15 protein-coding genes are annotated in these 17,952 nt (G+C 57.6%); 3 read left to right on the top strand and 12 right to left on the bottom strand.

Going from position 1 to position 17,952, the window contains the following annotated elements; all coding sequences use genetic code 11:
- Positions 1-4 precede the first annotated feature (4 nt).
- Complete coding sequence (gene apaG / locus DXX3274_RS18980; RefSeq protein WP_038665589.1) at positions 5-382, top strand: Co2+/Mg2+ efflux protein ApaG; 378 nt, start codon at positions 5-7, stop codon at positions 380-382.
- A gap of 6 nt (positions 383-388) precedes the next feature.
- The gene (gene apaH / locus DXX3274_RS18985; RefSeq protein ID WP_042861111.1) at positions 389-1,228 is read left to right on the top strand and encodes a bis(5'-nucleosyl)-tetraphosphatase (symmetrical) ApaH; all 840 of its coding nucleotides are present in this window, start codon (positions 389-391) and stop codon (positions 1,226-1,228) included.
- Positions 1,229-1,283: 55 nt separating this feature from the next.
- Here apaH and DXX3274_RS18990 read toward each other — a convergent pair whose 3' ends face one another.
- The 4 genes from DXX3274_RS18990 to DXX3274_RS19005 all read right to left on the bottom strand — a co-directional run bounded on the left by DXX3274_RS18990 (position 1,284) and on the right by DXX3274_RS19005 (position 5,204).
- Positions 1,284-3,188: a PhoX family phosphatase gene (locus tag DXX3274_RS18990; RefSeq protein WP_042861112.1), complete on the bottom strand. Its 1,905-nt coding sequence runs from the start codon at positions 3,186-3,188 to the stop codon at positions 1,284-1,286.
- A 188-nt stretch (positions 3,189-3,376) separates the two neighbouring features.
- On the bottom strand, positions 3,377-3,859 hold the full coding sequence (folA, locus tag DXX3274_RS18995) for a type 3 dihydrofolate reductase (protein ID WP_042861113.1): 483 nt from the start codon (positions 3,857-3,859) through the stop codon (positions 3,377-3,379).
- Positions 3,860-3,966: 107 nt separating this feature from the next.
- On the bottom strand, positions 3,967-4,437 hold the full coding sequence (locus tag DXX3274_RS19000) for a threonine/serine exporter (protein WP_042861114.1): 471 nt from the start codon (positions 4,435-4,437) through the stop codon (positions 3,967-3,969).
- Complete coding sequence (locus DXX3274_RS19005; protein WP_042861115.1) at positions 4,422-5,204, bottom strand: threonine/serine exporter ThrE family protein; 783 nt, start codon at positions 5,202-5,204, stop codon at positions 4,422-4,424. The genes DXX3274_RS19000 and DXX3274_RS19005 overlap by 16 nt, the downstream gene beginning before the upstream one ends.
- A 159-nt stretch (positions 5,205-5,363) precedes the next feature.
- Between DXX3274_RS19005 and DXX3274_RS19010 the strand changes: the two genes are divergently transcribed.
- Positions 5,364-5,978, top strand: a complete 615-nt coding sequence (locus DXX3274_RS19010) for a LysE family translocator (protein WP_042861116.1) — start codon at positions 5,364-5,366, stop codon at positions 5,976-5,978.
- Between the two features lie 102 nt (positions 5,979-6,080).
- Here DXX3274_RS19010 and carB read toward each other — a convergent pair whose 3' ends face one another.
- The 8 genes from carB to ileS all read right to left on the bottom strand — a co-directional run bounded on the left by carB (position 6,081) and on the right by ileS (position 17,941).
- Positions 6,081-9,305, bottom strand: coding sequence for a carbamoyl-phosphate synthase large subunit (gene carB, locus DXX3274_RS19015; RefSeq protein ID WP_038920264.1), 3,225 nt, complete (start codon positions 9,303-9,305; stop codon positions 6,081-6,083).
- A gap of 185 nt (positions 9,306-9,490) precedes the next feature.
- Positions 9,491-10,663, bottom strand: a complete 1,173-nt coding sequence (gene carA / locus DXX3274_RS19020) for a glutamine-hydrolyzing carbamoyl-phosphate synthase small subunit (RefSeq protein ID WP_042862222.1) — start codon at positions 10,661-10,663, stop codon at positions 9,491-9,493.
- A gap of 454 nt (positions 10,664-11,117) precedes the next feature.
- The gene (gene dapB, locus DXX3274_RS19025; protein WP_042861117.1) at positions 11,118-11,939 is read right to left on the bottom strand and encodes a 4-hydroxy-tetrahydrodipicolinate reductase; all 822 of its coding nucleotides are present in this window, start codon (positions 11,937-11,939) and stop codon (positions 11,118-11,120) included.
- A 257-nt stretch (positions 11,940-12,196) separates the two neighbouring features.
- Entirely contained in the window at positions 12,197-13,114 is a 918-nt protein-coding gene (gene rihC / locus DXX3274_RS19030) for a ribonucleoside hydrolase RihC (RefSeq protein WP_042862223.1), read from the bottom strand.
- 72 nt (positions 13,115-13,186) lie between these two features.
- Positions 13,187-14,137, bottom strand: coding sequence for a 4-hydroxy-3-methylbut-2-enyl diphosphate reductase (gene ispH, locus DXX3274_RS19035; protein ID WP_042861118.1), 951 nt, complete (start codon positions 14,135-14,137; stop codon positions 13,187-13,189).
- On the bottom strand, positions 14,118-14,591 hold the full coding sequence (fkpB, locus tag DXX3274_RS19040) for an FKBP-type peptidyl-prolyl cis-trans isomerase (protein ID WP_042861120.1): 474 nt from the start codon (positions 14,589-14,591) through the stop codon (positions 14,118-14,120). The genes ispH and fkpB overlap by 20 nt, the downstream gene beginning before the upstream one ends.
- 3 nt (positions 14,592-14,594) lie before the next feature.
- Positions 14,595-15,101, bottom strand: a complete 507-nt coding sequence (lspA, locus tag DXX3274_RS19045; RefSeq protein WP_038665559.1) for a signal peptidase II — start codon at positions 15,099-15,101, stop codon at positions 14,595-14,597.
- Positions 15,101-17,941: an isoleucine--tRNA ligase gene (ileS, locus tag DXX3274_RS19050; RefSeq protein ID WP_042861122.1), complete on the bottom strand. Its 2,841-nt coding sequence runs from the start codon at positions 17,939-17,941 to the stop codon at positions 15,101-15,103. The genes lspA and ileS overlap by 1 nt, the downstream gene beginning before the upstream one ends.
- Between the last annotated feature and the right edge of the window lie 11 nt (positions 17,942-17,952).

The raw sequence follows: 17,952 nt of genomic DNA on the forward strand, positions 1-17,952 counted from the left end.
CGTCATGATGAACGCGCCCCGAGTGTGTATACAGGTTCAGAGCTTCTATGTAGAAGCGCAGTCCCAGCCAGAGGAAGGGCGCTTCGTGTTCGCTTACACCATCACTATCCGCAATCTGGGTCGTCATGACGTCAAACTGCTCAGCCGTTACTGGATGATTACCAACGGCAACGGCAAACAAACCGAAGTACAGGGCGAAGGCGTGATCGGCCTGCAGCCCGTGATTCAACCGGGCAATGAATTCCAGTACACCAGCGGCGCCATTCTGGAAACGCCGATGGGCACCATGGAAGGCCATTACCAGATGATTGACCATCAGGGTGAAACATTTCAGGTCCCCATTACGGTATTCCGCCTGGCCATTCCCTCACTGATACACTGAAAGACTATGGCTACCTATCTTATTGGCGACGTTCACGGCTGCGCCGTCGAACTCAAGGCGCTGTTGGCGCAAGTCGCCTTTGACCCCGAGTATGACACGTTGTGGCTGACCGGCGATCTGGTCGCCCGCGGCCCCGATTCGCTGGACGTGCTGCGCTATGTCCGTTCGCTGGGCGATGCGGTGCGCATGGTGCTCGGCAACCACGATTTACATCTGCTGGCGGTATACGCCGGCATCAGCCGCAACAAACCCAAAGATCGTCTGGACGCGCTATTGTCGGCGCCGGATGCCGACGACCTGATCAACTGGCTGCGTCGTCAGCCGCTGTTACAGGTGGACGACGAGCGCAAACTGGTGATGTCTCATGCCGGCATCACGCCGCAGTGGGATCTGGACACCGCTAAAATGTGCGCGCGGGAAGTGGAAGCGATCCTCAGCAGCGACAGTTACCCGCTGTTTCTGGACGCAATGTACGGCGATATGCCGAACCACTGGAGCCCGGAACTGAGCGGGCTGGCGCGTCTGCGATTCAGCACCAACGTATTTACCCGCATGCGTTACTGCTTCTCCGGCGGTCAGCTCGACATGCTGTGCAAGGAGCCGCCGACACAGGCGCCGTCGTTGCTGAAACCCTGGTTTGACCTGCCGGGACCGGTAACGGCCGAATACGCGATTGCGTTCGGCCACTGGGCGTCGCTGGAAGGAAAAGGCACACCGGAAGGCATCTACGCGCTGGATACCGGCTGTTGCTGGGGCGGCGTTCTCACCTGCCTGCGCTGGGAAGACCAACGCTACTTCACCCAACCGTCGCTGATGGCGCCGGATACGGAAGCCTTCGCCATCTGATGTAACCGGCGGTTCTGCCGCCGGTCATATTGCCTCTCGCGTGTATCTCGCGCCGTTACGCCCCGATCACGCCGCCGTCTTCACGGGTGATCATGATGACTGAGGAACGGGGCCGCACACTGTTATTCGGGAAATGCGAATCCCCCTTTTCTCCGGGATGCTGCACATTGACGAACATCGTGCGGTAGTCGGACGTGAACGCAATGCCGGTGAGTTCGCAGGATTTCGGGCCGACCATAAACCGACGGATCTCGCCGCTGGTCGGGTCGCCCGCCAGCATCTGGTTATTTCCCTGCCCGGCAAAATCGCCCTTGTTGCTGTAATTGCCGTCGGTCAGGATCCACAGACGCCCGTCGTGATCGAACCCCAATCCATCCGGGCTGTTGAAACTGTTTTCCGCCGTAATGTTCGGCGTACCGCGATTAATGCCATCCGGATGCGCCACCGGATTGCCGCACAGCGCGTACATGTCCCAGTCGAATACGTCCGCCGTCGCATCGCCGTTTTCGTTCCAGCGAATGATCTGGCCGTAGACGTTATTCGGCCGCGGATTGGCCGCATTGATCGGCATACCGTCCTCGCCGCGCTTGCTGTTATTGGTCAGGGTACAATAGGCACGGCCGTCATGCGGGTTGACCGCAATCCACTCCGGGCGATCCATCCGCGTCGCGTTCACCTGCGAGGCGGCTTTGCGGGCAAAGACCAGCACCTCCGCCTGATCGCGGAACCCGTTTTCCGGCGTCAGCCCGTTCTTGCCGAACTCCAGCGCTACCCAGCGCCCTTTGCCTTTCAGCGGCGTGCCGCCCGCATCGCCGTCAAACTGCGCCACATATAGTACGCCGTCATCCAGCAGACGTGCGTTGGCCGAGGGATTAGCGTGATCCACCTTGCCGTTGGAAACGTATTTGTAGATGAACTCGCCGCGCTCATCATCCCCCATGTACACCACCAGATGCCCGTTCTTCGCCACCGTCACCGCGGCGTTCTCATGCTTGAAACGCCCCAGCGCGGTACGTTTTACCGGGGTCGATGCCGGATTCAGCGGGTCGATTTCCACAATCCAGCCATGCCGGTTGAATTCATTGGGGTGCTTCGCCACATCGAAACGCTCGTCAAAATCCACCCAGTTGCGTTCCGGTTCATGCACTTTCAACGTATAGCGCTTCTGTTCCGGCGTGGTTTGGTAATCGGCCTGCCGGGTGCCGAAATAGGTATCGAAATTCTCTTCGCAGGTCAGATAGGTGCCCCACGGCGTTTTGCCGTTGGCGCAGTTACCGAAGGTGCCCAGCACTTTCATGCCCTGCGGATCAGCCGCCGTTTTCAACAACGCATGGCCCGCCGCCGGGCCGCTGAAGGTCATAACCGTATTGGCGGTAATGCGACGGTTGTAACGTGCAGGGCGCTCCACTTCCCAGCGCGTCGAATCGGCTACGCGTTTCACCGCCACTACCGACACGCCGTGCGCCGCCTGAGACTTGCGCACATCTTCCAGGCTGGCTGCTTTGGCGCCGCCGTGCGCAAACAGGTATGGCTCGTTCACATATTCGTTGTTGATCGCCATCACGCCGTGACGGTCATCAATCGGGAAAAAACTCATGCCGTCGTTGTTGTCGCCAAACTGCTTTTCCTGATCGATGGCGCTGTTCTTGCCTTCGGCATGAAACGCCGGCGCGCCGTCCACCAACGGGTCGCCCCAGGAAATCAGCACCTCGGCCCGGTAGCCGGGAGCGATGGCGATATGATCATCGACGGAGGCGGCAATACCCTTGAAACCCAACAGTTTGCTGCCTGTCGGCTGACCTTCCGCCAGCCCCGTTGCCGGAAAAGACCAGATACCGCCGCCGAGGAAACCGGCCAGCCCCAGTGCCCCCGCATTGCCCAGCAGTTTGCGGCGGGCAGGATTGCTCAGGCGGTCGACATTCAGCTCATCAGTACTCAGGTGCTCAATCTTGTCGGTCATGTTCGACTACGTCCTCTTGCTTTCGTTCTGGTTCCAGCGCCGTTACCGTCCGGTGCTGAGGCGATGATGAAAAACAAAAGCAAATACTACGCAATGATTGTGACTAAATGGTTACATATGGATACATTAAGATAACAAAAGAAAAACCCGCTCGGTGAGCGGGCTTGAGATGGGAAAATCAGCGGCAATCAGCGGCGTTCGAGGATCTCGAAGCAATAGCTGTGGGAGTTTTGTTCGTCCGCGTCATGGAACTCGCTGAAGGTGGAAACCCACTCATCCGGCTCGTAATCCGGGAAATGGGTATCGCCTTCCACCTCGGCGTCAATGTGGGTCAGATAGAGACGGCTGGCTTGCGACAACATCTGCTGATAGATACTGCCGCCGCCGATCACCATCACCTCGTCCACGTCGCCGGCGGCCGCCAGCGCCGCTTCCAGCGAAGCCACCCAGGTCACACGGTCATCGTCGCCCGGTTGAGTGCTCACCACAATATTCAGCCGCTCCGGCAACGGCCGACCGATGGAGCGGAACGTGTTGCGCCCCATAATCACGGGTTTGCTGAGTGTATTGCGCTTAAACCACGCCAGATCGGCCGGCAAATGCCACGGCATGGCGTTCTCCATACCGATCACACGATCCACTGCCAGTGCGGCAATCAAACTAATCACCATGGTAAAACCCTGCAGGCTACAAAATTGGTGCCACTATACGGAAAGCCCGTTCATGCGTCGATATGATTACCGGGTCGCCGCCCAATATTTAAGAGAACACCGAATCCTTATACTCCCGGCCGTTTACGATAAATCCAGATCCCCGGCAACGACAGTCCGATGGAGAGCGCGCCGACGATAAAACTGGCCTTCAGGAAGTTGGTAATCAGCATTTGCATCAACGCTTCGCTGTACCCCTGATGGGAAAGCTGCACCACTGAAATCATCGCGGTATAGGCTGAGATGCCGGGGAACATCGGGATCACGGCCGCGACGGTAAACACTTTGGGATGCGCCAGAAACCAGCGGGACCAGCGAATACCGATGATGCCCACCATGATCGATGCCACGAATGTCGCCCATTCGATGGGGATGCCGAAGTGAATCATCAGAAAACGCGCGCCGTGCCCCAGCCCGCCCAGCAACGCGCAGTAAGGCAATGCCTTCACCGGCACGTTAAATACCATGGCGAACCCCACCGCCGGTACCGCGGCCAGCACCATGTCCTGAACCAGCGCCCAAATCAATTCAATGACCATCCGTGCAGCCCCCATACCGCCATTGCCGTTACCACGCCAATACAGGTCGCCAGCGTCAGCAGGCTGGCCATCGTCCAGCGCGCCAACCCGGTGTTGACATGACCTTTGAACATATCCGCTACCGCATTGATCAGCGGGAAGCCGGGCACCAGCAGCAACACGCTGGCGGCCATCGCCACGGAGGAACTGTGTTCCAGACCAGGAACTCGCATCAGCAACCCGGACGCCGACGTCGCTACAAAAGCGGTAATACAGAAGTTAATCAACGGATTGAGATGCCGGCCGGTCAGCACCTGCCGCACATACATCGCCATGCCGCTGGCAAGCAGCGTGACCAGAAACGCATCCCAGCCGCCGCCGTTAAGACGGCTGAAGCAGCCGCACGACAGCGCCACGATCGTCACCATCAACCAGCGCGGATAACGCAGCGGTTTGATATGACTAAAGCGCTTTGCCACCCCGTCCACATCCAGCAGCTTATGTTCAGCCATGATCACTACATGCTGCACCTCGGTCACCACGTGCATATTGATGCCGCGATCCACATTTTTACGGGTAGATGTCAGGCAATGCCCCTGCATGATGGTGGTCAGCACAATCGCGTTAGCCGAAATCGAGCTTTCCACACTGTCCATCCCCAGCGCAACGCCGAGCCGCGACGACAGCTGCTCGACCAACATACTTTCCGCGCCATGCTGCAACAGCAACAGCGCGCACTGAATACACAACCGGGTGATATCCCGCTGCTGTGTGGTTTCATTTACCATGTTACTTTCCGTCCCCTGCCTGAATACAACCACTATAAGCGCGGTTTTTATAAGTTTATTAACATTTCAAATCGATGATTGAGAGTGCGAAAAAATGCCACCGGCGGTATTATGCCCACATTTTCCAGTCGGATCCTTGATTGTCATTCGTAATCCATCATGCTTGAAACTTCTTTATTTGTTGCGACCATCGCCGCGCTGGGGATGATCTCCCCCGGTCCGGACTTCTTTTTGGTGATCAAAAACGCGGTTCGCTACCCGCGGCTGGCCGCCATGATGACCGCCGTCGGCGTGATCGCCGGCGTCGCCACCCACATGGCGTACTGCGTCGCCGGGCTGGCGGTCGTCATCACCACCACGCCCTGGCTGTTTAACCTGTTGAAATACGTCGGCGCCGCCTACCTGATTTGGCTGGGCATTCAGGCGCTACGCTCGCGCGGCGGCAACAAGCTGGACCTGTCCGGTCTGGCGCCGCAGCGCGTCGGGCTATGGAAAGCCTTTATTCAGGGCTACCTCTGCAACCTGTTGAACCCGAAAGCCACGCTGTTTTTCCTGGCGGTGTTTACCCAGGTGCTGAACCTGAATTCCAGCTTTGGCGAAAAACTGTGGTACGCCGGGATCATCTGGGGACTGACGCTGATTTGGTGGCCGCTGCTGGTTATCCTGATCCAGAGCGAGCCGGTACGTCGCGGCCTGACCAAAGCCCAGAAACTGATCGACAAACTGCTCGGCGGCGTGTTGATCACCCTCGGTATCAAAGTCGCCTTAAGCTAAACGCTCCCCCTGTATACGGACGAAAAAAAACCGGTCAAATGCAACTGACCGGTTTTCTCTTTCACAGAACCGTGCCGGAACCGGCACGGTTTTTTTTACCCGTTATCCCTGAATACGGGCATGCATTTCCTGAACGGAAATCACCTGCTCGGTCGGGTCGGCATTCAGCGACATCGCCGTGGCGAAACCGCCGTTCATGGTGGTGTCGTAATGCACCTTATACTGCAGCGCGCTGCGGCGAATCAGTTTGGAATCCTCAATCGCCTGACGGCCGGCCGTGGTGTTGACGATGTAGGTGTATTCGCCATTCTTGATGCGATCCTGAATGTGCGGACGGCCTTCATGCACCTTGTTCACCAAACGGGGGTTGATACCGGCTTCGCCCAGCACCACGGCGGTGCCGTGGGTCGCGTCCAGTTCAAAACCGTGCTTGAGCAGTTTGGCGGCCAGATCCACCACGCGCGCCTTGTCGCCTTCACGCACCGACAGCAACGCACGGCCGGTCTTCTTCATCGGCGAGTTGCTGCCCAGCATCGCTTTGGCAAACGCTTCGGCGAAGGTACGGCCCACACCCATCACCTCACCGGTGGAGCGCATTTCCGGCCCGAGGATCGGGTCTACGCCCGGGAACTTGTTGAACGGCAACACCACTTCCTTGACGGAGTAGTACGGCGGGATCACCTCTTTGGTGACGCCCTGCTGCGCCAGCGTCTGCCCAACCATCACGCGGGCCGCCACTTTCGCCAGCGGCACGCCGGTCGCCTTGGAAACGAACGGTACGGTACGGGCGGCGCGCGGGTTAACCTCAATCAGGTACACTTCGTTGTTCTTCACCGCGAACTGCACGTTCATCAGGCCGCGCACGGAGAGTTCGAACGCCAGTTTTTCTACCTGACGGCGCATCACGTCCTGAATATCTTTGCTCAGGGTGTAGGCCGGCAGCGAACAGGCAGAGTCGCCGGAGTGCACGCCCGCCTGCTCGATGTGTTCCATGATGCCGCCAATCAGCACGCGCTCGCCGTCGCAGATAGCATCAACGTCCACTTCCACCGCGTCGTCCAGGAAACGGTCCAGCAGTACCGGCGCATCGTTGGACACGCTGACCGCGGTCTGGAAGTAACGGCGCAAATCGACTTCATCGTAAACGATTTCCATCGCCCGGCCGCCCAGTACATAAGACGGACGCACCACCAGCGGATAGCCGATGCCGACCGCTTTTTCCACCGCCTGATCGATGGTGCTGACGGTGGCGTTAGCCGGCTGCTTCAGACCAAGACGGTTGACCGCCTGCTGGAAGCGCTCACGGTCTTCCGCGCGGTCGATGGCGTCCGGGCTGGTGCCGATCACCGGCACGCCGGCGGCTTCAAGCTGACGCGCCAGTTTCAGCGGAGTCTGACCGCCGTACTGCACGATCACCCCTTTCGGCTGCTCGATGCGTACGATCTCCAGCACGTCTTCCAACGTTACCGGCTCGAAGTACAGGCGATCGGAGGTGTCGTAATCGGTGGACACGGTTTCCGGGTTGCAGTTGACCATGATGGTTTCATAGCCGTCTTCGCGCAGCGCCAGCGCCGCGTGCACGCAGCAGTAATCGAACTCGATGCCCTGACCGATACGGTTCGGACCGCCGCCCAGCACCATGATCTTGTCGCGATCCTGATTCGGGTTGGCTTCGCACTCCTCGTCATAGGTGGAGTACATGTAGGCGGTATCGGTGGCGAACTCGGCGGCGCAGGTATCCACGCGCTTGTAAACCGGGTGCAGGTCGTATTTGTAACGCAGTTTGCGGATTTCACCTTCAGACACGCCGGCCAGCTTCGCCAGACGGGCGTCGGCAAAGCCTTTGCGTTTCAGCAGACGCAGGAATTCCTTCGTCAGACCGTTGGCGCCCTGCTCGGCTACCTGCTCTTCCAGACGCACCAGCTCTTCGATCTGCACCAGGAACCAGCGGTCGATGTTGGTCAGGTTGAATACGCCGTCAACCGACATCCCGGCGCGGAACGCATCCGCCAGATACCAGATACGGTCGCCGCCGGCGTCTTTCAGCTCGCGGCGGATTTTGGTCAGCGCTTCCGGGTCGTCCAGATCCACTTTCGGATCGAAACCAGTGGCGCCTACTTCCAGACCGCGCAGCGCTTTCTGCAGTGATTCCTGCTGGGTGCGGCCAATCGCCATCACTTCGCCCACGGATTTCATCTGCGTGGTCAGGCGATCGTTGGCGCCGGCGAATTTTTCAAAGTTGAAGCGCGGGATCTTGGTGACTACGTAGTCGATGGACGGCTCGAACGACGCCGGGGTACGGCCGCCGGTGATGTCGTTCATCAGCTCATCCAGCGTATAGCCGACCGCCAGCTTGGCGGCGATCTTGGCGATCGGGAAGCCGGTAGCTTTGGAGGCCAGCGCCGAAGAGCGGGACACGCGCGGGTTCATTTCGATGACGATCAGACGGCCGGTTTTCGGATTAACCGCGAACTGCACGTTGGAACCGCCGGTTTCCACCCCGATTTCACGCAGTACCGCCATCGAGGCGTTACGCATGATCTGATATTCCTTGTCGGTCAGGGTTTGCGCCGGCGCCACGGTGATGGAGTCACCGGTGTGGATCCCCATGGCATCGAGGTTTTCGATGGAGCAGACGATAATGCAGTTATCGTTTTTATCCCGCACCACTTCCATTTCATACTCTTTCCAGCCGATCAGCGATTCGTCGATCAGCAGTTCCTTGGTCGGCGACAGATCCAGACCACGGGTGCAAATCTCTTCGAACTCTTCACGGTTGTAAGCGATGCCGCCGCCGGTGCCGCCCATAGTGAAGGACGGGCGGATAATGCAGGGATAGCCCACGTCCGCCGCCACCGCCAGTGCTTCTTCCATCGTGTGCGCGATGCCGGAACGAGCGGTTTCCAGGCCGATTTTCTTCATTGCAATGTCGAAACGGCGACGATCTTCCGCTTTATCGATGGCATCGGCGGTAGCGCCGATCATGGTCACGCCGAATTCTTCCAGCACGCCCTGACGCTCCAGCTCCAGCGCGCAGTTCAGCGCCGTCTGGCCGCCCATGGTTGGCAGCACCGCATCCGGACGCTCTTTTTCGATAATTTTGCGCACCACTTCCCAGTGGATCGGTTCAATATAGGTGGCGTCGGCCATCTCCGGGTCGGTCATGATAGTGGCCGGGTTGGAGTTCACCAGAATCACGCGGTAGCCTTCTTCGCGCAGCGCTTTACACGCCTGAGCGCCGGAGTAGTCAAACTCGCACGCCTGACCGATCACGATCGGGCCGGCACCGAGAATCAGGATACTTTTTATGTCTGTACGTTTTGGCATTTTTCGCTCCTGCGAACCCGTTTACTCACCGCCGCGCCGGCGTTCTCGCCCTGTACTTTTATCGCAGCGTGACTAAACGGATTCTGATTATTTGGTGTTACGGTATACCCGTCATACTTCAAGTTGCAGGTGTGTTGGCTGCCCTTGCTCACCCCAGTCACTTACTTATGTAAGCTCCTGGGGATTCACTCGGTTGCCGCCTTCCTGCGACTCGAATTATTTTGGGTATAAGACTCAATCAGCTCGATGAAGTGATCGAACAGCGGCGCGGCGTCATGCGGGCCGGGGCTGGCTTCCGGGTGACCCTGGAAGCTGAACGCCGCTTTATCGGTGCGGTGAATGCCCTGCAGCGAACCGTCGAACAGCGACTTGTGCGTCGCGCGCAGCGTGGCGGGCAAAGACGTTTCGTCTACCGCAAAGCCGTGGTTTTGCGCGGTGATCATCACCCGATTGCCGTCCAGATCGTTGACCGGATGGTTGCCGCCGTGGTGGCCGAATTTCATTTTGATGGTTTTCGCGCCGCTGGCCAGCGCCAGCAACTGGTGGCCCAGACAGATGCCGAACACCGGAATCTCGGTTTCCAGGAAGGTTTTGATCGCGTTGATGGCGTAATCGCACGGCTCCGGGTCGCCAGGGCCGTTGGACAGGAAAATGCCGTCCGGATTCAGTTTCAGCACGTCTTCCGCCGGGGTTTGCGCCGGCACGACGGTCAGACGGCAGCCGCGATCCACCAACATACGCAGGATATTGCGTTTCACGCCGTAATCGTACGCCACCACGTGGTACGGCAGTTCACTCTCTTCTTTCGCCGCCGGCAGCTCGCCTTCCAGCGTCCAACTGCCCTGTAGCCAGCTATAGCTGGAACGGGTGGTGACTTCTTTCGCCAGATCCATACCTTTCAGGCCGGGGAAGGCTTTGGCTTTTTCCAGCGCCAGCGCCGCATCCGGCGCATCGCCCGCGATGATGCAGCCGTTCTGCGCGCCTTTTTCACGCAGCAATCGCGTCAGTTTGCGGGTGTCGATATCAGCAATCGCCACGATGTTGTTGCGCTTGAGGTAATCAGACAGGCTTTCTTCGCTGCGGTAGTTGCTGGCAATCAGGGGTAAATCGCGGATGACCAGGCCCTGAGCATGAACGGCGGGGGATTCTTCATCGGCTTTATTGGCGCCGACATTACCGATATGGGGATAAGTAAGAGTGACAATCTGGCGGGAATAGGAAGGATCAGTGAGGATTTCTTGATAACCGGTCATTGACGTATTGAAAACCACTTCCCCCACTGCCGTTCCCTCTGCCCCAATGGCCCGACCGTGGAATTGGGTTCCGTCTTCCAGAACCAATAGCGCTGACTTAATCAAAACACCCTCCAAGGAATAAAAAATCACGTTATTTGCATATTAATTCAGATTTGACGTACTAAATCAATGCAAAAACCACCTGTAAGGCAAATTTTTGGCAAATTGCGCGCATTTTAATGAGGCCCCTGACCGTTGTCTAGCCAAACCGGATTTTTTTTCACTATTTTATGGCTTCAGGAGGTAATGTGCGGTCATACCCGCAAAAACACACATCAACTATCGGAAGTAAACGGTTGCCAGCGCCAATGAGTGATGGAATGATTAAAATCGCGCCAAAAACGGCAAACGGAATCGTAAATGGCTAACGCACACCAGAGAAAAAGACAGATAACTGCAATAAAAATCAGTTTTGATAAAAATTAAGTTCAAAACCAATATTTTCATATAAAAAACAATGGCGCCAAATTTAGCGCCATTAAAATCAATAGATTAAAGACAGGAAAATTTTCACCCGTTATATATCATCAAGCCCCAACACATCTCTCATATCAAAAAGACCATGATTACGAGAGCTTACCCACAATGCAGACCTGACTGCGCCATTTGCAAACGTCATTCGGCTGGAAGCCTTGTGCGTTATCTCTATACGCTCACCGATATCTGCAAACATAGCGGTATGTTCACCCACGATATCGCCGGCCCGAATGGTGGCAAAACCAATGCTTTTCGGCTCCCGTTCGCCGGTATAGCCTTCACGTGCATAAACCGCGCATTGCTTCAGATCGCGGCCCAGCGCCCCGGCGATCGCTTCGCCCATCGCCAGCGCGGTGCCCGACGGCGCATCGACTTTGTGGCGGTGGTGCGCTTCAATGATTTCAATGTCCGTGTAATCGCCCATCACTTTGGCCGCTTTTTCCAGCAGCTTGAGCAACACGTTCACCCCAACGCTAAAGTTGGCGGCAAAGACAATCCCAATGTCGGCGGCGGCCTGCTGGATCGCGGCTTTGCCCTGATCGTCAAACCCCGTGGTGCCAATCACCATCCCTTTACCGTGTTGACGACAAAAAGCCAGGTGGCTCAGCGTGCCTTCCGGACGGGTGAAATCGATAAATACATCGAAATCGTCAACGACCGCCTCAAGGCTGCTTTGTACGGTGACATCCGTTTTACCTGCGCCGGCCAGTTCTCCCGCATCGCTGCCCAGCAGGGACGAACCTTCACGTTCCAGCGCAGCGCCCAGCACTACGCCATCCATCTGCAACGCAGCCTGAATCAACTGCCGTCCCATGCGGCCACCCGCTCCCGCGATGGCGACGCGGATTTGTGCATCACGCATATTCGTACTCTTTATCTGTTGATGAATGAGAAAACGTTATCAGGTTAACCAGCCCGGCCAAGGGCTGCCAGCCGAAAACGCCAATAATTAGAAATTTATGACAAAACAGCGGGGATATCAGTAAAAGCTATCGATTAGCCATAGCCCCCCGGCCGCCGCGGTTATCCGCCGCCAGCGAGTAGACCGACCCCCGCAAATATTCATACCGCCAGCGCCTATTCATGAGGCTGGCCGACGGCGCATCGTTACGAGACCGCTTAGGGAGCCAGCGCCAACACCTGCGCCACCCAGGCGCGAAAACCGTCCACATCCAGCGCTAACGCCACCTGTGCGTTGGCCGGACGATTCAGCCGATGTTGGAGATCCACCACCGTGGTGCCCGCGGTGTACTCGCCCCGGGTTTCCACCGCCACAAAACAGTGTTTCAGGGTAAACAACGCCGGTTTCACCAGATAAGCAATAGCGCATAGATCATGCATCCGCAAACCGGTCGCCATGCTGCCGCTGCGATAGTGACTGAATAACGCATGAAGCATGGCGCCCGTTCGGTTAAGCCCCGGCAACGCTTCCAGATAATCCGGCGCCAGTACCGCGTTATTGGTGACGTCCAGACCGCACATCACGATGTCGATTCCGCTGTCGAACACCCGCCCTGCCGCCTCCGGGTCAATCGCGATATTGAATTCCGCATTCGGCGTAAAGTTGCCGCGCCCTGATGAACCGCCCATCATCACCAGACGCTTGATGTTGTTTTTACATTGCGGGTATTGGGTCAGCAGCAGTGCGACATTGGTGAGCGGCCCGATGGTGACCAGCGTCACCGGTTCGGCGCTGCTGCTCAGGCATTCATACATCGCCTGCACGGCGGGCTTTTCCAGCGCTACCCGGTCATGCGCCACAAAGTCGTACCCCGCCATCCCGGACTCGCCGTGGACGTAGGCCGCATCACGCAACGCGCGCGTCAGCGGCGTCGCCGCGCCTCGTGCGACCGGCACCGTCGAGCCCCAAAAATGCAGCAGTTGCAGCGCATTGCGGGTGGTTTTTTCCACATCCACATTTCCCGCCACCGTGGTGACGAGCTTCAGCTCCAGTTCAGGAGCAAACAAGGCGGCGGCGATAGCAACGGCATCGTCAATGCCCGGGTCGGTATCCAGAATAATGGGGATTCGGTTCATGAGCTTGCTCCCAAAAAAATGCCAGGCGATTTTCATCGTCTGGCATCTTCTCATAATGATAAGGCGAACGTGTTATTCCACTTCACGAACATCCATACGCAGTTCCTTCGGCACTTCGAACACGATGTTCTCTTCGCGCCCCTGCATCTCCATCGCGATCTGTCCGCCCATGTTCTGCAAGCGTTTGATCACCTGCTGAACCAGCACATCCGGCGCGGAAGCCCCGGCCGTGACCCCGACGCAGGCGACATTTTTCAGCCACTCTTCCTGAATATCATCAGCGGAGTCAATCAGGTAAGACGGTTTACCGACGCGCTGCGCCAGCTCGGCCAAACGATTGGAGTTGGAGGAGTTTTTCGAGCCGACCACCAGCACCACGCTGGCTTCCGCCGCCAGATTACGCACCGCTTCCTGACGGTTGGTGGTGGCGTAGCAAATATCGTCCTTACGCGGCCCGACAATCTGCGGGAAACGCGCCCGCAGCGCATCGATCACCGCCGAGGTATCATCTACCGACAAAGTAGTCTGGGTCATGAAACAGAGGTTGGATTCGTCTTTCACCTGCAACGCCCAGACATCATCGGGGCCTTCCACCAGATACATGCCGCCGTTCGGGTTGTTGTACTGGCCCATGGTGCCTTCCACTTCGGGGTGCCCGGCATGGCCGATCAGGATCGCTTCCGTTCCTTTACGGCTGGCGCGCGCCACTTCCATATGCACCTTGGTCACCAGCGGGCAGGTAGCATCAAAAACGGTTAGTTCGCGGCTTTTGGCCTCCGTCCTCACCGCCTGTGATACGCCATGAGCGGAAAAAATCAGAATGGCGCCATCCGGCACGTCTTCGATTTGCTCAATGAAGATGGCGCCGCGCTCACGCAGTCCTTCCACCACATAGCGGTTATGCACCACTTCATGACGGACGTAAATCGGCGCGCCGTAGACTTCCAGCGCCCGCTCGACAATGCTGATGGCGCGATCGACGCCAGCGCAAAATCCACGGGGATTAGCCAGCAGGATTTTCATGCGTTGCCTCCGTCTGAAGGGGATGAATCTCCAGTACTTCTACGTCAAACGTGATGGTGTGCCCGGCCAGCGGATGGTTGAAGTCCACCGTTACCGACTCTTCCGCCACGTCGCGGATGATGCCCGGCATATCGTTACCGGCCATGCCGCTGAACAGCATGATGGTGCCCACTTCGGGCACCCCGGTCTGCGCAAAGTCGCGACGCAGGAAGAACTGGATCAGGTCCGGATTCGAGGGACCGAACGCCGACTCCGGCACCAGACTGAACTGGCGCCGGTCGCCGACGCGCAGGTCCAGCAACTGAGCCTCCAGCGCTGCCGACAGGCTGCCGTCGCCCAGCCGGAACATCGCCGGCTTACCGCTTTCGCGCGTCGCCTCCGCCACGGAACCGTCTTCCAGCATCAGCGCAAAATGCACCAGCACTTCACAGCCGTTTGTCACGAATTCCGCCATGCGTTATTTACCTTCCGCCTGCTTTTTTTGCGGAGAAGCCAAAAACCCCTCCAGCACAATCAGCAGTGCGCCGACCACAATCGCGCTATCCGCCAGATTAAACGTCGGGTAATGCCAGTTGCCGACATAAAAATCCAGAAAATCGATCACATAACCATGTACCAGTCGATCGGCCAGATTGCCGATCGCGCCGCCGATAATCAGCGAATACGCAATATTATTCAGCTTCTGGCTGGCGCTGGAACGATGCATCATCGCCAGCAACGCCACAATAATCACCAACGCGATCACGGCAAACAGCCAGCGTTGCCAGCCGCCCTTGTCTGCCAGGAAGCTGAACGCCGCGCCATAGTTATGGGCGTAGGTAAAATTGAAGAATGGCACCAGCGGTACCGATTCGCCCAGCTGAAAGTGGGTCATCACCCACTGTTTGCTGCCCAAATCGACCACCAGTACCAGTGCGGCCAGCCACAGCCAGCGCAGACCCGTTGCTCCAATAGATTTACTCATCAGACAAATTTACGCTCTTCGCCATTGCCGCCAACATTGGTCGCACAGCGACCACACACCTCTGGATGCGCGGCATCGCTGCCGATATCCGTTTCATAGTGCCAACAACGCGGGCATTTCTCCCCGTCGGCCTTACTAAGGACAACTTTCAGGCCGGGTAATTCACTCTGCTGGGCATCCGCCGGCGCATTTTCGTAATGTTCCAGACGCGCTTTGGAGGTTAACAAGGCAAAGTGCAGTTCGCCTTGCAGGCTGTTGAGCTGCGTAAACAGCGCGTCGTCGGCATATAGCGTCACCGCGGCTTCCAATGAACCACCGATGCGCTTGTCGTTACGCGCCTGCTCGATCACCTTGTTCACTTCGCCGCGCACGTTCAGCATGTCGGCCCAGAAGGCATCGTTCATCGGCTCGCTGTCGGCCAGCCCGAACAAACCGTCATACCACTCTTCGGTGAAGACAAACTGCGCGCGCTCGCCCGGCAGATACGCCCAGATCTCATCCGCGGTAAAGGAGAGGATCGGCGCCATCCAGCGTACCAGCGCTTCGGCAATATGGAACAGCGCGGTCTGGCAACTGCGGCGCGCCACGCTGTCGTGCTTAGCGGTGTACTGGCGGTCCTTGATGATATCCAGATAGAACGACCCCATTTCGATGGAGCAGAACTGCATCAAACGCTGCACCACACGGTGGAAATCGTAGCTCTCATAGGCTTCGACAATTTCGTCCTGCGCGGCTTTGGCGCAGCCCACCGCCCAGCGATCCAGCACCACCATGTCTTCCGGTTTCACCGTATGCTGCGCCGGATCGAAACCATTCAGGTTGGCCAGCAGGAAACGCGCGGTGTTACGGATACGGCGGTAGGCGTCGGCGGAACGCTTGAGGATCTCGTCGGACACCGCGATCTCGCCGGAATAGTCGGTAGAACCGATCCACAGACGCAGAATATCGGCACCCAGCTTATCCATCACGTCCTGCGGGCTAACGGTGTTGCCGATGGATTTCGACATCTTGCGGCCCTGACCGTCCACGGTGAAGCCGTGGGTCAGTACCTGACGGTACGGCGCCTTGCCTTTGATAGCGGTAGAAATCATCAGCGAGGACATGAACCAGCCGCGATGCTGGTCGGAACCTTCCAGATACATATCCGCCGCATGGCCGCTGAATTCCGGACGCACATCCACCACCGAAGCGTGGGTCGATCCGGAATCGAACCAGACATCCAGCGTATCCGGCACTTTTTCATAATCGGCGGCGTCCGCGCCCAGCAGGTCGGCCGGGTTCAAATCCCACCATGCCTGAATACCGTCCTGTTCGACGCGTTTTGCCACCGCTTCGATCAGCTCTGCGGTACGCGGATGCAGCGCCTGCGTTTCTTTGTGGACAAACAGCGACATCGGCACGCCCCAGGTACGCTGACGGGAGATACACCAGTCAGGACGGTTCGCCACCATGGATTCAATGCGCGCCTGCCCCCAATCCGGGATCCACTGCACACCTTTGATTTCAGACAGCGACTGCTTACGCAGGCCCTTCTGGTCCATGCTCACAAACCACTGCGGCGTAGCACGGAACAGAATCGGCGATTTATGACGCCAGCAGCATGGGTAGCTGTGCTGCAATTTTTCATGGTGCAGCAGCGCGCCGCGCTCACGCAGCAGTTCAACAATCTTGTCGTTGGCCTTGAACACAAACAGACCGTCCAGCCCTGGGAAGGTGCCCGACAGGTAACAGCCGTTCGGCCCAACCGGGTTGGCGATTTCCAACTGGTATTTCTGGCTGATAACGTAGTCGTCCGGGCCGTGACCACCGGCAGTGTGTACCGCACCGGTACCGGCATCCAGCGTGACGTGATCACCCAGAATCGCCGGGACATCGAAATCCAGGAAGGGATGACGGAAACGCAGCAGTTCCAGATCGCTACCCTTGACTTTATTAGGCGTTAACTCAATGAAGCTCACTTCCCCGCTAGCATTCCCTGCGATTCTCTGAGCGACAGCAATAGCCAGCCCGTCAGCCACAATGATATTTCTCCCTGCCACCTGAATCAGTACATAGTCAAATTCAGCATTCAGGGCAATCGCACGGTTGGCTGGCAGCGTCCAGGGGGTGGTGGTCCAGATAACCAACGACACATCGCCGTTTACCGCATCGGCGGTCAGGCCGAATTTCGCCAGCACCGCAGCGCGATCGACCGCGTTAAACGTCACATCAATCGCCGGAGAAGTTTTGTCGTAATACTCGACCTCAGCTTCCGCCAGTGCGGAGCCGCAGTCGGCGCACCAGTGCACCGGCTTGGCGCCCTTGTGCAGATGGCCGTTCTCGATGATGCGGCCCAGCGCACGAATAATGTTGGCTTCGGTCTTGAAATCCATCGTCAGGTAGGGACGATCCCAGTCGCCCAGCACGCCCAGACGGATGAAGTCTTTCTTCTGCCCGGCAACCTGCTCGGCGGCATACTTGCGGCACTCTTCACGGAACTGCGCGGCGCTGACTTTCTCGCCCGGTTTGCCCACCAGTTGTTCTACTTTCAGTTCGATCGGCAGACCGTGACAGTCCCAGCCCGGCACGTACGGCGAATCATAGCCGGACAGCCCTTTGGACTTGATAATAATGTCTTTGAGAATCTTGTTAACCGAGTGACCAATGTGAATGTTGCCGTTCGCATACGGCGGGCCATCGTGAAGGATAAAGGTTTTTTTACCCTTCTTGGCGCCACGAATAATCCCGTACAAATCCTGCTCATACCAACGTTTCAGCATGTCAGGTTCGCGCTTGGCCAAATCGCCACGCATCGGGAACCCTGTTTCCGGCAAATTCAGGGTAGTTTTATAGTCACTCATTCGCTTCTCGA

This window comes from Dickeya sp. NCPPB 3274, from assembly GCF_000406205.1.
Classification (GTDB): domain Bacteria; phylum Pseudomonadota; class Gammaproteobacteria; order Enterobacterales; family Enterobacteriaceae; genus Dickeya; species Dickeya fangzhongdai.

Bases quoted from the DNA above. Each gene is read 5' to 3' on its own strand.
- dapB (WP_042861117.1), bottom strand. From the start codon at position 11,939: ATGCGTGATGCACAAATCCGCGTCGCCATCGCGGGAGCGGGTGGCCGC.
- DXX3274_RS19010 (WP_042861116.1), top strand. From the start codon at position 5,364: ATGCTTGAAACTTCTTTATTTGTTGCGACCATCGCCGCGCTGGGGATG.
- ispH (WP_042861118.1), bottom strand. From the start codon at position 14,137: ATGAAAATCCTGCTGGCTAATCCCCGTGGATTTTGCGCTGGCGTCGAT.
- lspA (WP_038665559.1), bottom strand. From the start codon at position 15,101: ATGAGTAAATCTATTGGAGCAACGGGTCTGCGCTGGCTGTGGCTGGCC.
- DXX3274_RS19000 (WP_042861114.1), bottom strand. From the start codon at position 4,437: ATGGTCATTGAATTGATTTGGGCGCTGGTTCAGGACATGGTGCTGGCC.
- apaG (WP_038665589.1), top strand. From the start codon at position 5: ATGATGAACGCGCCCCGAGTGTGTATACAGGTTCAGAGCTTCTATGTA.
- ileS (WP_042861122.1), bottom strand. From the start codon at position 17,941: ATGAGTGACTATAAAACTACCCTGAATTTGCCGGAAACAGGGTTCCCG.
- fkpB (WP_042861120.1), bottom strand. From the start codon at position 14,591: ATGGCGGAATTCGTGACAAACGGCTGTGAAGTGCTGGTGCATTTTGCG.
- DXX3274_RS18990 (WP_042861112.1), bottom strand. From the start codon at position 3,188: ATGACCGACAAGATTGAGCACCTGAGTACTGATGAGCTGAATGTCGAC.
- DXX3274_RS19005 (WP_042861115.1), bottom strand. From the start codon at position 5,204: ATGGTAAATGAAACCACACAGCAGCGGGATATCACCCGGTTGTGTATT.
- carB (WP_038920264.1), bottom strand. From the start codon at position 9,305: ATGCCAAAACGTACAGACATAAAAAGTATCCTGATTCTCGGTGCCGGC.
- rihC (WP_042862223.1), bottom strand. From the start codon at position 13,114: ATGAACCGAATCCCCATTATTCTGGATACCGACCCGGGCATTGACGAT.
- folA (WP_042861113.1), bottom strand. From the start codon at position 3,859: ATGGTGATTAGTTTGATTGCCGCACTGGCAGTGGATCGTGTGATCGGT.
- apaH (WP_042861111.1), top strand. From the start codon at position 389: ATGGCTACCTATCTTATTGGCGACGTTCACGGCTGCGCCGTCGAACTC.